The sequence below is a fragment of the Sagittula marina genome, from assembly GCF_014196795.1.
GTDB lineage: Bacteria > Pseudomonadota > Alphaproteobacteria > Rhodobacterales > Rhodobacteraceae > Sagittula > Sagittula marina.
Genome location: NZ_JACIEJ010000004.1, coordinates 170,779 through 183,676 on the forward strand (window position 1 = coordinate 170,779; position 12,898 = coordinate 183,676).

Genomic DNA, 12,898 nt, shown 5'->3' on the forward strand with positions numbered 1-12,898 from the left:
TCGGGCGGGCCGCGAGACATGCAAAACCTGTCTTTCGTGATCGACCTGCACGCTAGGTGGCAGGCAAGGCCCGCTCCACCAGCCGCGCAAAGAAAGACGCCCCAATCGGTGCAATTTCATCTTTGAAATCGTATTCCGGGTGGTGGCAGACCGGCGTATCCCCTTGACCGAGGAACAGATAGGCGCCGGGACGGGCCAGCAGCATGTAGGAAAAATCCTCGCCCGGCATGATCGGATCGGCGTGTTCATTTACCTTGTCTGCACCAACCACGTCACGTGCGACATCGGCAGCAAAACTGGCTTGAGCAGGATGGTTCACTGTCGGCGGATAGCCCTCTTCGTACACAAATCTAGATGAACATCCAAAGCTACGCGACTGATTTTCAATGATTTCTGACATACGCGCCTTTACGACCGCCTGCGCGGCAGGATCGTAATAGCGCACAGTGCCGTTCAACGTCGCGACCTCTGGAACGATGTTCATGGCGGTGCCGGTGTGGATCTGCGTCACGGACACGACAACACGGTCCAGCGCGCTGAGATTACGGCCCAAAATTGTCTGAAGAGCCATCGTGATGCTCGCCGCTGCCACCACCGGATCGACGGTGTTCTGAGGTTGCGCTGCATGACCACCCTTGCCGGTGATCTCGATGGTGAATTCGTCCACGCCTGCCAACATGGCCCCGTGGTTGGTGCCAAAGGCGCCTAGCGCATCACCAGGCATGTTGTGGATGCCATAGACCTCCTCGATGTTGAAACGGTCCATCACCCCCTCTTCGACCATGATGCGCCCGCCGCCGTCGTTCTCTTCCGCCGGCTGGAACAAAAGCGCGACACGGCCAGCGAAATTTCGCGTCTCCGCCAGATATTTAGCCGCCCCCAGCAACATCGTCGTATGTCCGTCGTGGCCGCAGGTATGCGCCATTCCCGGGACCGTCGAGGCATGCTCGGTCCCGGACATATCCTGCATCGGCAATGCGTCCATGTCGGCACGCAAACCAATCGTCTTGCCCGGCTCACGCCCTTCGATAATCGCTACAACGCCGGACCGCGCGATACCTTCGTGGATATCCGTGATGCCAAATTCTCTCAACTTATCAACCACAAACGCGGCTGTCTTAAAGCAGTCCAATCCCAATTCAGGGTGTTGATGCAGATAGCGACGCCAGGTCTTCATCTCTTCGGCATTGGCTGCGATGGAATTCACGATGGGCATTTGAGTCTCCGCGATGTTTCCGGCACCTTGCCCCTGAAGCGATCAAGGAGAAAGCCCCAGATGTCTGGACTTCGCCGCATGTCTCACGCACACCAGCGCCACAAGCAGACGCGAGGACGCCCCAATGACTGACCTGATCCACGATCCCAAAGGCGGCATGCCGCGCCTGCTGGAAATCATGCGCCGCCTTCGCGACCCCGACACCGGCTGCCCGTGGGATCTGGAACAGGACTTCGCCAGCGTCGCGCCCTACACCATCGAAGAGGCCTACGAGGTCGCAGACGCCATAGAACGCGAAGCCTGGGACGAGCTCAAAGGCGAGCTGGGCGATCTGTTGTTCCAATCCGTCTTTCACGCGCAAATGGCCGACGAAAAGGGGCTGTTCGATTTCAACGCCGTGGCCGACACCATGTCCGACAAGATGGTCGCGCGACACCCGCATGTCTTTGGCGACGAAAGCCGCGAAAAATCCGCCGATCAGCAGACCGTCGACTGGGAAGTGATCAAGGCCCAGGAGCGCGCCGCCAAGCAACAGGACGGCGTTCTGGACGGCGTCGCCATGGGCCTGCCTGCCCTGATGCGTGCGGTGAAGCTTCAAAAGCGGGCCGCCCGCGTCGGCTTTGATTGGCCCTCCTCAGACGACGTGATGGACAAGCTTCACGAAGAACTCGACGAGATCCGGCAGGCGGAAAACCGCGACGAACAGTTCGAAGAATTCGGCGACATGCTGTTTGTGGTGGCCAACCTCGCCCGCCATCTCGACATAGACCCCGAAGCCGCCCTGCGCGCCGCAAATGCCAAATTCACCCGCCGCTTCGGCTTTATCGAACAGGAACTGGCCAAGGAAAACCGTGCTCCGAAGGACAGCAATCTGACCGAAATGGACCGCCTCTGGGATGCCGCCAAGGTGCAAGAGAAGGCGCAAAAGAACCTGAAGGAATAAATCAGGTATTGACCCGATTATTTCAGTCAGGTTTACAGGCTCCGACCAATTTCGAGGAGAACCTTAATGTTTCTGCGCGCCACCACCGCCCTGACCCTTGCCGCTTTGGCCGCCCCTGCGCTGGCTCAAGAGGAGGTTAACGTCTACTCCTACCGTCAGCCCGAACTGCTGGCCCCCTTGACCGATGCCTTTACAGAAGAGACAGGCATCAAGGTCAACGTCGCCTTCCTTGACAAAGGCATGGTTGAACGTCTGAAGGCCGAAGGCCGTCGCTCCCCCGCCGATCTGGTGTTCACCGTAGACATCTCGCGCCTGAATGCCGTCGTCTCGGCCGGGCTGACGCAAGCCGTCGAAAGCGAAACGCTGTCCGCCAATGTGCCAGCTGCGTACCATGATCCCGATGGTCATTGGTGGGGCCTGACCACCCGCGCGCGGATCGTTTACGCCTCCAAGGACCGCGTCGACCCGTCCGAAGTGACCACCTACGAAGACCTCGCCGATCCCAAGTGGAAGGGCCGCATTTGTATCCGCTCCGGCACCAATGCCTACAACGTGGCGCTGGTCTCTGCGATGCTGCACCACCACGGCGAAGAGTACACCAAGGAGTGGCTCGAAGGCTTGAAGGCCAACCTCGCGCGCAAGCCGCAGGGCAACGACCGCGCGCAGGTCAAGGCGATCTGGGCCGGTGAATGCGACATCTCCGTCGGCAACACCTATTACATGGGCAAAATGCTGGAAGATCCGGAACAGACCGAATGGGCGAATTCCGTCAACGTTCTGTTCCCCACCTTTGAAAATGCCGGCACGCACGTCAACATTTCTGGCGTCGCCATGACTGCTGCCGCGCCGAACAAAGACAACGCCCTGAAGATGATGGAATTCCTGACCTCCACCGAGGCGCAGGAAGTCTATGCCGAGGCCAACTACGAATACCCCATCGCGCCCGGCTCGGAGGCGATCGAACTGGTGCAAAACTGGGGTGAGTTTGAAGCTGACGACGTCAACCTGATGACCCTTGCGAACCTGCGCGGTGACGCGCTGCGCCTGATCGAAGAAGTCGACTTCGACGGTTGATCTGCAGCAAAATGGAATTCCCCGCGGCCGCTTTGTTCAAGCGGCCGCGCGTATTTTAAGGGTATCCTTGGCAGAGGGTAAATCGCTCAGGGCTCTGCAACCATTCGCGGACGCGCTCGAGGCATAACACTGCCGAGACAAGTGTGACCGATGATCCAGCGCTTCGGATCGACAAGCACACACCGCTTGCGCTTTGTGCCCCTGAGGGTGCCCCGTGCCACGCGTTGCACTCCAGACCTGGAAAGTGTTGTGCGACGGCAATGATGTTGCCGTCTGCCTCACGACATTTTCGATGAGATTCTTCCGCCGCATATTTCGACCGTACGGCCCTTGCGCTTAACCGTCAGCCACTGGGGCGCGTGACATTGCGGTCGATGCTTCACCGGCAGCGCAGAACTCATGGGGCTGGCAGGTTTCAGTCTACACCCCAAGACACCCTGCGTTCCGCGCTCCACACAAGCGCTCTGCGCCCTTCTCAGAACATGGGCCCGTTAACTGTCCGGACAGGGACAAGGCTCTGACCCTCAGCGCAGGCCTTCTGACAGCATCCCGTTAACAGTCGCGCGTAGGCAGCCACCTCCGCCACAGCTCTCCCCGGTATCGCGGCCAGAACACCGTCCAAATGCCGCAGGCCGAAACGCGAAACGGCGGCCCGTTGCGGACCGCCGTTCACGTCTTTCCCCAAAGGGAAGAACACTTACTGCGCTTCGGAGATGAACTTCACCGCGTCGCCGAACGTCTGGATGGTCTCAGCCGCGTCGTCGGGGATCTCGATGCCGAACTCTTCTTCGAACGCCATGACCAGCTCGACGGTGTCCAGCGAATCCGCGCCGAGGTCGTCGATGAAGGAAGCCGACTCGACAACCTTGTCTTCTTCGACGCTCAGGTGCTCGACAACAATCTTCTTCACGCGATCTGCGATGTCGCTCATGTTTTTATCCTCACAAGTCAAAGGGCTTTCGCCCAGCTTTGCCCGACCCCACGGCGGACGTTCTTTTGCCCCGTGGGGGGCGGCTCGATCTATCTGGGTAAACCCCATAAACCGGCTCGCGTACAGTGCGAACCGGCATCAAATCTGGGGGGCCTATAGCACAGGCATCCGGGATCGCAAATGCTTTCCACAATGCTCCGGGCAACGGCCCGCCCAGTATTCACAACATCGCCATACCGCCGTTGACGTGCAAAGTCGTCCCCGTCAGGTAGCCGGCTTCGGCGCTGGACAGAAACAGAACGGCAGCGGCGATTTCGTCAGGAGACCCCATGCGACCGGTCGGGATTTGCCCAAGAATGCCAGACTTCTGGTCATCGGTCAGCTTGTCGGTCATCGCGGTTTCGATAAAGCCGGGCGCCACGGCGTTCACCGTGATTCCACGGGACGCAACCTCGTAGGCCAGCGATTTGGACATGCCGATCATGCCCGCCTTGGCCGCAGCATAGTTGCCCTGACCAGGGTTGCCGGTCGATCCCACCACCGAAGAGATGTTCACGATCCGACCCCAGCGGGATTTCATCATGCCGCGCAACACGCCTTTGGACAGGCGGAAGGTCGAGGTAAGGTTGACCTCAAGTACAGTGTTCCATTCTTCTTCGGACATCCGCATGAACAGGTTGTCGCGGGTAATCCCGGCGTTGTTCACCAGGATATCTACCGCGCCCATCGCCTCGATCGCCTGCTTCGGCAGCGCGTTCACCGCGTCCGCGTCGGACAAGTTACAGGGCAGCACATGCGCACGCTCTCCCAGCTCTGCGGCCAGGGATTCGAGCGGCTCGGTGCGTGTACCGGACAAGCCCACCGTGGCCCCCGCCGCATGCAGCGCTTTCGCGATGGACCCGCCAATGCCACCGGACGCGCCGGTGATCAGAGCGCATTTCCCAGTCAGATCAAACATATGTGTCTCCTCTCCCCGTTCAGGGGTTGTTCAGCCGTTCAGGCTTTCGACCGCAGCGGCAACATCGGCGGCGGAGCCGATGTTGCGCACGCCTGCGGGCTTGTGGATGCGACGGACCATACCGGACAGCGCCTTGCCCGCGCCAATTTCCCAGAACTCGCTCACGCCCTGCGCCACCATGTATTCCACCGACTCGCGCCAACGGACAGAGCCACAGACCTGCTCCACCAGCAGCGCGCGGATCTCGGTCACGTCGGTCACGGCGCTTGCGCGCACGTTGGCCACCAGCGGCACCTTGGGCGCTGCGATGTCGACGCCCTCGAGCGCCTCGGCCATGACTTCTGCGGCGGGCTGCATCAGCGCACAATGGAAAGGCGCCGAGACGGGCAGCAGCAGCGCGCGCTTGGCGCCCTTGGCCTTGGCCACCTCAACAGCGCGTTCCACAGCAGCTTTCGACCCGGAAATCACAACCTGCGCCGGGTCGTTGTCATTGGCCGCAGCCAGCACATCGCCTTCGGCGGCCTCTGACACCACCTCTCGCACGCCCGCCAGATCAAGCCCCAGAACAGCAGCCATCGCGCCCTGGCCCACAGGGACAGCCGCCTGCATCGCCTCGCCGCGCTTGCGCAGCAGACGAGCGGCATCGGCCACAGTCAAAGACCCGGCGGCGGTCAGTGCAGTGTACTCGCCCAGCGAATGCCCCGCGACAAAGGATGCTGCGTCGACGGTGACGCCCTCGGCCTCCAGCGCGCGCAGCGCAGCAATCGACGTGGCCATCAGCGCCGGCTGCGCGTTGGCCGTCAGGGTCAGCGCGTCGATTTCGCCCTCCCAGATCAGGCCAGACAGGTTTTCGCCAAGCGCGGCGTCCACCTCGTCAAAGACGGCTTTGGCTGCCGGGTAGGCCTCTGCCAGATCACGGCCCATGCCGATTGTCTGGGCGCCCTGCCCCGGAAAGATGAATGCGCGGCTCATGCCCTCTCCTTTATGTATTGTCCTTGGGAACAAACCATTAACCGTCCCGAACCGGTGAAGCAACGTGTCCCGCACAAACTCTGTGCAGCGGCGAGGCTTGTGCGACTGCGGCATTCCGCTAAGTCAGGAGCGATCTCATCTCCGACGGAGCCTTTCATGCCCCTGACCAACACAGCCACCCGTTATGGCAGCGTGACCAAGACCTTTCACTGGCTGATCGCGCTCGGCATTTTGATCATGATCCCACTGGGCGTCATCGCGCACGACGCGCCGTTCGCCACCGCCGACCAGCTCGCCTACAAGGCGACGCTGTTCTCGATCCACAAGACGTTGGGCGTGGCGATTTTCTTCATCGCACTGGCGCGGATCGTCTGGGCCATCTCGCAGCCCAAGCCAACCCCGATGCACCCCGACCGAAAGGCAGAGACGTTCGCCGCCGAGGTCGTGCACTGGCTGCTCTACGGCTCACTGGTGATGGTGCCGCTGTCAGGTTGGAGCGAGCACGCCGCCACCGATGGCTTCGCCCCGATCTGGTGGCCCTTCGGGCAGAACCTTTTCTTTGTCCCCAAAAGCCCGGCGCTGGCAGAACTCCTGGCCACGGTGCACTATCTCTTGGCCTGGGTTTTGGTTGGCTCCATCGTCTTGCACGTGGTCGGCGCGTTGAAGCATCACGTCATCGACAAGGACGCCACCCTGCGCCGCATGTGGTTCGGTCAGACCGAAGCAGGAGGCGCGTCAGCCTCGCACAGCTTGATGGCCCCTGTAGCGGCTATCGCGATCTGGGCGGTGGTGCTCGGCGGTGGCTGGACCCTTGGCATGTTCACCCAAGAACCAGAACCGCAAGCCGAAGCCCTCGCAGACGTTGAAAGCGACTGGCAAGTGACCGAAGGCACACTCGGCCTGTCCGTCCAGCAATTCGGCAAAACCGTCAGTGGCAGCTTTGCTGACTGGACAGCTCAGATCGACTTTGATGACAGCGACGGCAGCGGTGAAAAGGGGGACGTGACAGTCACTGTTTCCATCCCCTCGTTGACCCTGGGCAGCGTCACGACTCAGGCCTTGGGCGCGGATTTCCTCGCCGCCGAGACGCACCCCACGGCGACCTTCACAGCGCCAATCCTCCGGACCGAAGACGGCTACGTATCAGAAGGCACGCTGACGTTAAAAGGGGCAAAGGTTCCGGTCACCCTGCCGTTCACGCTAGACCTGAACGGCGACACCGCAACGATACAAGGTCAGACCACGCTGGACCGCCGCAGCTTTGGCGTTGGTGACAGCATGAACGACGCTGAACAACTGGGATTTGATGTGGTGATCGACGTGGCGCTGACCGCCACACGCGCCACAGATTAAGCGACCCGGCGCCAGCCCCCGTCCCATCGCTCCAGGCGTGCCCCCACGGGGGCGCGCAGCAGTGGCATCATGCGGTCCTCGAAATTCAGCAAAAGCCCGATCGGGCCGTGGTACAATGAGCCGGCCCCATCGCTGCCTTCTGCAAAAGCGTACCAGCCGGTTTCCGGATATGCGCCCTTCCCTGCATGCGGCGCGCGCCGTTCCAGCCAGCCCACATCCGCCGCGCCCGTCAGGATCAGCGGATCCATATGTGCTCCGGCAAGGTATCGCATCTCCTCTTCCAGATCATCGACGCGCATCTCTGACACCGCCCAAATGTGCCGAGGCATGAATGTCAGAGAATTGTCAGCTGACAATCCCGGTGGAATCTCCCCCTCAGGTGTGCCGGTGCACCCTTCAGCGGTGACCTCTTCCAGGCGCACCCAGACACGTTCTGCCGCGCCTTCAAAGAAGCCGTCCGGGGCCAGCCCCAGCTGCACGCGGTCGCCCGGCCTCAGTGCAGCCAGTTCCGCTGCGGATGGCAAAAAGAAAGTATAGGGGGCGTTCTGTTTGATGGGCTGTGGGTCGACGACGGACCAGCCAGTCCCACCGCCGTTGCCCCAGCCACCCTCGGGAGCTGTATCGAACATAAGGTTACCTCCATTTCCCGCAATTGGCCTCGGAAATGGGGCAGAAATGCGTTTGAGGACGAAGGCTTCTCCAGCGCATTTGACACAAGCTGAGACCACCTTGGGCGCTCGATTGATCCTCCATGGAAACATGACCGCAGCCAGCGGAGCTGCGGTTGAGCACATTGGCTTTCTGGCTGGAGGCACTTTCCTTTTCGGTTTCAACATTTTGCGAGCGCTGATTAGACGCGAGGGACTGGAGGATCCTCGAAGAAACCTGCGAGATGCCTGCAAAGCTGATCGCACCAAAAGAAGGTCGGGTGTTCGATAATATCCGGTCGCCGGATTGACGCAGCGGTCCGGAACACGCAGCTCAATCTGTTGCACGGACGAGGCGCTGGCGTCTCCGGCACCGTTGCCATAAACGAAGCAAGACAGGTTCCCCACCCGCGCCACATCCGAAACCTTGGCATGAGGCGGCGCATAAAAAAGGGCGAGGAAGCATCGTTCCTCACCCTCCTTCAGACTTTGGCTTTCACCGTGACGGCTGGCGCATATAGCAGACCGTATCACCGCATCGGCAAAAGAGCTTAGTCGGCTTTCATGGCTTCGATGGAGATCCGGACGTCGACCTCGTCCGACACGTAGGGGGCAAATGCGCCTACGTTGTAGTCGGACCGTACCAGAGTGGTTGTGGCGTCGAATCCGGCCCAAGGCTTGCCTTCCATCGGGTGATCACCCGCCTGGTTCAGCTTGGCATCCAGGTCGACCGACTTGGTCACGCCGTTCAGGGTGAGGTCGCCCGTGATGATGGCAGTGTCTTCGCCGGTGACTTCGATACCGGTGGAAGTGAACGTCACCATTTGATCGTCGTCGGCGCCAAAGAAGTCGTCGGACATGAAGTGCTCGAAGCGGGCTTCCCAACCGGTCAGCATGGACCGAACGGGGAAAGACACCTCGACGGAGGAATTGGCCGGCTCTTCCTTGTCCCAATCGATCTCACCCTCGAAACCGGAGAACATGCCGGTCCCGGTGGAGAAGCCGAGGTGATTGTAGGTAAAGACGATCTGGCTGTGCGAAGGGTCAAGGGTGTAGGCTTCACCCGCCATTGCGGTCATCGGAGCCAGAGCAAGCGCGGAGGCGAAAAGAACAGATTTCATTTGGTGTCATCCCGTTTTTTGTATCGTTTGTAGGCCGGAACGTATGCTTCTGCGCGGCAAGGACAATCCGGCCAAATCCCACAGAACCTGTGGAGTTTCGAACACTGGCGACGGAAAGCGTGCAGAAATGCGAAAGGTAAGAAAGGAGGTGCCGATCGGTGCTATAAGTCAGCTGGAAAGCGGCTTACCCCCTCGCCCCATGACACTGCGCTTGGCCGGAAACATTCAGCGCGACAACGCCTCCGGAATGGATCTGCCGACTCTGGGCTTAAAAGCCGGTTGATTTCATCTTGAGCCCGCCCCGAGAGATCCAGGGAGTGCACCTACAAGCAACGGCTTTGATGACCAAACGTCAGCGTGTTTCCTTTGCCACGACAATCAGACACATTCCAATGATCAGCATGAAGAGCGAAACGCCCAGCTTCATCAGCATCATGTCGCTCGACCCTTCGGCATTGCCAACGATCCAGATACCAAAGGCAGACATTGTCAGCGCGAACCCCACAGCCATCAAAACATACCGCAATACCAATTTTCCGAACGGGGTGACGTCGCGCCGGCGCGCACTGGAACGGCCATTGGGGCGCGTGATTGCGATCATGAATGCTTCCCATTCTCAACTGCTGCGAAAAACTTGTTACAAAAGTCTTCGAACAATGGGCCGGAAATGGGGCATTCAGCGGGCAATGTCGTGCCAAAGCTGCCCTGTTCAATGCTTGACTGCCAACCTCACCCACGCGAACCTGCACAGCCTGGCACACAGGGCTTGCGCCGCGCGGCAATCGGTGTATACGGGCGCTTCCTTCCGCACTATCGGTAGAAACGCGCGGACTCTCGTGGGTCGGGCGCGGAAGGTAAGCCCGCCCTTTGAAACGCGCCTTGACAAAAATGGAGCGAACATGCCGCTTTATGAGCATGTCTTTATCTCGCGTCAGGACTTGTCCAACGCGCAGGCAGAAGGCCTTGTAGAACACTTCAGCACAGTTCTTTCGGACAATGGCGGCAAAGTCGTCGAATCCGAATACTGGGGCGTGAAGACCATGGCCTACAAGATCAACAAGAACCGCAAGGGCCACTATGCCTTTCTGAAGACCGACGCACCGTCGACGGCCGTTCAGGAAATGGAACGCCTGATGCGGTTGCACGACGACGTCATGCGCATTCTGACCATCAAGGTCGAAGAGCATGAAGAAGGTCCTTCCGTGCAGATGCAGAAAAAAGACGACCGTGGCGACCGCCGCGAACGTCGCCCCCGCGACTGAACCCCGACACAAGGAGTATAGACAATGGCTGCAAAACCGTTTTTCCGCCGCCGCAAGGTCTGCCCCTTCTCGGGCGACAACGCACCAAAAATCGACTACAAGGACACACGTCTCCTGCAGCGCTACATCTCTGAGCGCGGCAAGATCGTCCCGTCCCGTATCACCGCCGTTTCGGCAAAGAAGCAGCGTGAGCTGGCCCGTGCGATCAAACGCGCCCGCTTCCTCGCCCTTCTGCCCTACGCAGTGAAGTAAGGAGAGCGACATGCAAGTTATCCTTCTCGAACGCGTGGCAAAGCTTGGCCAGATGGGCGACGTTGTCGACGTCAAACCCGGCTTCGCACGCAACTACCTGCTGCTGCAGGGCAAGGCGCTGACCGCGTCCAAGGAAAACATCTCGCAATTCGAAGAGCAGAAAGCTCAGCTCGAAGCGCGTAACCTTGAGACCAAGAAAGAAGCCACCGCTCTCGGCGATCGTCTCGACGGCCAGCAGTTCGTCGTGATCCGTCAGGCGTCTGACGGCGGCAACCTGTACGGCTCCGTCACCACCCGTGACGTGTCCGACGTGGCGACCGCTGACGGCTTCTCGATCGACCGCAAGCAGGTCATCATCCGTCAGCCGATCAAGGTCCTCGGCCTGCACGAAGTCGAGGTGCACCTGCACCCCGAAGTGATGGTCGTGATCACCCTGAACGTGGCCCGTTCGCCCGAAGAAGCTGAGCTTCAGGAATCCGGCAAGTCCATTCAGGAACTGGCCGCTGAAGAAGAAGCACAGGCAGATTTCGAAGTGTCCCAGCTGTTTGACGACATCGGCTCCGCCGCGTCCGACGACGATGATGACGCTCCTGCTGCTGAAGAGGCAACCACTGAGCGCGACGACGACTGATCGTCCGACTTTTGTGACTATGATTGGGCCGTCTCCCTTCGGAGGCGGCCTTTTCGTGTCACGAATTACCTAGAAGTCGCGCGATATAACCTTTGTCCAAATATCCTTTGGTAACATTCGGCCGTTAAGGATCGTCCTAAGCGAGGACCTCTGGAGCGATCAACATGGCCTTTTTCCGAAAGACCCCCCCCGTAGAGGGGATTGGACGGCGTTACGAAAAACCTGACCTGCTCGATGTGGTTGACGCTACCCAGGCCGTCATCCACTTCAAGCCCGATGGGGAGGTGTTGTTCGCAAACGAGAACTTTCTCTCTGCGCTTGGCTACAGTGCCAACGAGGTCGAGGGCGAGCATCACAGGATGTTTGTGGACGAGGACTACGCCAAATCCGAGGAATACGCCGAGTTCTGGCAAAAACTTGAGGCCGGTGAGCCATTTACCAGCCAATATAAGAGAATTCGGAAGGATGGCGAGCCGATCTACATTCTGGCCACCTACTGTCCTGTGCGCGACCAGAACGGTATCGTCCGCCGTGTGATCAAGATCGCATCCGATGTCACCGATCGACAGAACACAATCAACGAGATTGAAAAGGGACTGAATGCGCTGAGCAGTGGCGATCTCAGCATGCGCGTCACGCGCTCGTCAGTGCCGGAACTCGTGGTTTTGGGTGAGGCCTTCAACGACACAATGGAAAACTTGTCGGCGCTGGTCGAGAACGTGAAGAAGGTCTCTGATACGGTGTACACCGCATCGCAGGGCATTCAGTCCACGACGATCGGCCTGAGCCAAAGGACCGAGACGACAGCCGCGACCCTTGAGGAAACCGCCGCCGCCATTGAGGAACTGTCCTCGACCGCAAACAGCGCGGCAGAGGAAGCCAAGTCGGTAAAAACCACCGCAGATGCAACCAGTCAGACTGCCGAAACAGGTCGTGAATTGGTCGCGAACCTGACGGAGGCCATGGAAAAGATCGAGTCTTCTTCTGATCAGATCGGGGAGATTATCTCCGTCATTGAGGGAATCGCCTTCCAGACAAATCTGTTGGCGCTTAACGCCGGGGTCGAAGCCGCACGCGCAGGCGATTCGGGACGGGGCTTTGCCGTGGTCGCCTCCGAAGTGCGCGGCCTTGCGCAGCGCAGTTCCGAGTCCGCCTCCGAGATCAAGTCCCTGATCCAATCCAGCTCTCAAAATGTGAAGGATGGATCTACGCTCGTTGGCCGTGCCGCCAAGGAATTCGAGTCCGTATTCACCGGTGTGAACACCATTTCCAGAAGCGTGCAGCACATTGCTTCGAACCTTCAGATGCAGTCCGACGTCCTCAAGGAGATCAACGTCGCGGTTAGCCAGTTGGACCAGGCAACTCAGCAGAACGCTGCCACGGTGAACGAGGTCAATGACTCAGGCATGCTGCTCGCACGCGAGGCGGAAACCTTGGTTGGCGAAATTTCCCACTTCTCCGTCACCGGTTCAGTCAGCGGTGCGGAGGCGCCGGCATTTCCCGTCGGCGAGTACAGCAAAGCGGGCTGAGACCTGTTT

General features: G+C 59.7%; 14 protein-coding genes. 7 read left to right on the plus strand and 7 right to left on the minus strand.

Annotation, left to right across the window (positions count from 1 at the left end; genetic code table 11):
- Positions 1-52: 52 nt before the first annotated feature.
- On the minus strand, positions 53-1,216 hold the full coding sequence (locus GGQ68_RS09295; protein WP_183965292.1) for a M20 aminoacylase family protein: 1,164 nt from the start codon (positions 1,214-1,216) through the stop codon (positions 53-55).
- A gap of 124 nt (positions 1,217-1,340) precedes the next feature.
- Between GGQ68_RS09295 and mazG the strand changes: the two genes are divergently transcribed.
- Positions 1,341-2,159 (plus strand): nucleoside triphosphate pyrophosphohydrolase, encoded by an 819-nt coding sequence (mazG, locus tag GGQ68_RS09300; RefSeq protein ID WP_183965294.1) that lies wholly within the window; start codon positions 1,341-1,343, stop codon positions 2,157-2,159.
- A 66-nt stretch (positions 2,160-2,225) separates the two neighbouring features.
- Positions 2,226-3,233, plus strand: coding sequence for a Fe(3+) ABC transporter substrate-binding protein (locus tag GGQ68_RS09305; RefSeq protein ID WP_183965296.1), 1,008 nt, complete (start codon positions 2,226-2,228; stop codon positions 3,231-3,233).
- 697 nt (positions 3,234-3,930) lie between these two features.
- On the opposite strand, the gene GGQ68_RS09310 is transcribed toward GGQ68_RS09305, so the two are convergent.
- The 3 genes from GGQ68_RS09310 to fabD all read right to left on the minus strand — a co-directional run bounded on the left by GGQ68_RS09310 (position 3,931) and on the right by fabD (position 6,094).
- Positions 3,931-4,164 carry an acyl carrier protein gene (locus tag GGQ68_RS09310; protein ID WP_183965298.1) on the minus strand — a complete coding sequence of 78 codons (234 nt, stop codon included), beginning with the start codon at positions 4,162-4,164 and terminating at the stop codon, positions 3,931-3,933.
- A 220-nt stretch (positions 4,165-4,384) separates the two neighbouring features.
- Positions 4,385-5,122, minus strand: coding sequence for a 3-oxoacyl-ACP reductase FabG (gene fabG / locus GGQ68_RS09315; RefSeq protein ID WP_183965300.1), 738 nt, complete (start codon positions 5,120-5,122; stop codon positions 4,385-4,387).
- A gap of 30 nt (positions 5,123-5,152) precedes the next feature.
- The gene (fabD, locus tag GGQ68_RS09320) at positions 5,153-6,094 is read right to left on the minus strand and encodes an ACP S-malonyltransferase (protein ID WP_183965302.1); all 942 of its coding nucleotides are present in this window, start codon (positions 6,092-6,094) and stop codon (positions 5,153-5,155) included.
- A 156-nt stretch (positions 6,095-6,250) separates the two neighbouring features.
- On the opposite strand from fabD, the gene GGQ68_RS09325 reads away from it, so the two are divergent.
- Positions 6,251-7,447, plus strand: a complete 1,197-nt coding sequence (locus GGQ68_RS09325) for a cytochrome b/b6 domain-containing protein (protein WP_183965304.1) — start codon at positions 6,251-6,253, stop codon at positions 7,445-7,447.
- Here GGQ68_RS09325 and GGQ68_RS09330 read toward each other — a convergent pair.
- The 3 genes from GGQ68_RS09330 to GGQ68_RS09340 form a co-directional block, all read right to left on the minus strand.
- Positions 7,444-8,076, minus strand: a complete 633-nt coding sequence (locus GGQ68_RS09330; protein ID WP_183965306.1) for a hypothetical protein — start codon at positions 8,074-8,076, stop codon at positions 7,444-7,446. The genes GGQ68_RS09325 and GGQ68_RS09330 overlap by 4 nt on opposite strands.
- Positions 8,077-8,645: 569 nt before the next feature.
- Positions 8,646-9,215, minus strand: coding sequence for a YceI family protein (locus GGQ68_RS09335; protein WP_183965308.1), 570 nt, complete (start codon positions 9,213-9,215; stop codon positions 8,646-8,648).
- Positions 9,216-9,567: 352 nt separating this feature from the next.
- The gene (locus tag GGQ68_RS09340) at positions 9,568-9,816 is read right to left on the minus strand and encodes a hypothetical protein (RefSeq protein ID WP_183965310.1); all 249 of its coding nucleotides are present in this window, start codon (positions 9,814-9,816) and stop codon (positions 9,568-9,570) included.
- A gap of 298 nt (positions 9,817-10,114) precedes the next feature.
- Between GGQ68_RS09340 and rpsF the strand changes: the two genes are divergently transcribed.
- The 4 genes from rpsF to GGQ68_RS09360 all read left to right on the plus strand — a co-directional run bounded on the left by rpsF (position 10,115) and on the right by GGQ68_RS09360 (position 12,889).
- Positions 10,115-10,477, plus strand: a complete 363-nt coding sequence (gene rpsF, locus GGQ68_RS09345; protein WP_183965312.1) for a 30S ribosomal protein S6 — start codon at positions 10,115-10,117, stop codon at positions 10,475-10,477.
- Between the two features lie 24 nt (positions 10,478-10,501).
- Positions 10,502-10,729, plus strand: coding sequence for a 30S ribosomal protein S18 (gene rpsR / locus GGQ68_RS09350; RefSeq protein ID WP_005982441.1), 228 nt, complete (start codon positions 10,502-10,504; stop codon positions 10,727-10,729).
- A 10-nt stretch (positions 10,730-10,739) separates the two neighbouring features.
- Positions 10,740-11,360, plus strand: a complete 621-nt coding sequence (gene rplI, locus GGQ68_RS09355) for a 50S ribosomal protein L9 (protein WP_183965314.1) — start codon at positions 10,740-10,742, stop codon at positions 11,358-11,360.
- A gap of 164 nt (positions 11,361-11,524) precedes the next feature.
- The gene (locus tag GGQ68_RS09360) at positions 11,525-12,889 is read left to right on the plus strand and encodes a methyl-accepting chemotaxis protein (RefSeq protein WP_183965316.1); all 1,365 of its coding nucleotides are present in this window, start codon (positions 11,525-11,527) and stop codon (positions 12,887-12,889) included.
- The last annotated feature ends 9 nt before the right edge of the window (positions 12,890-12,898 follow it).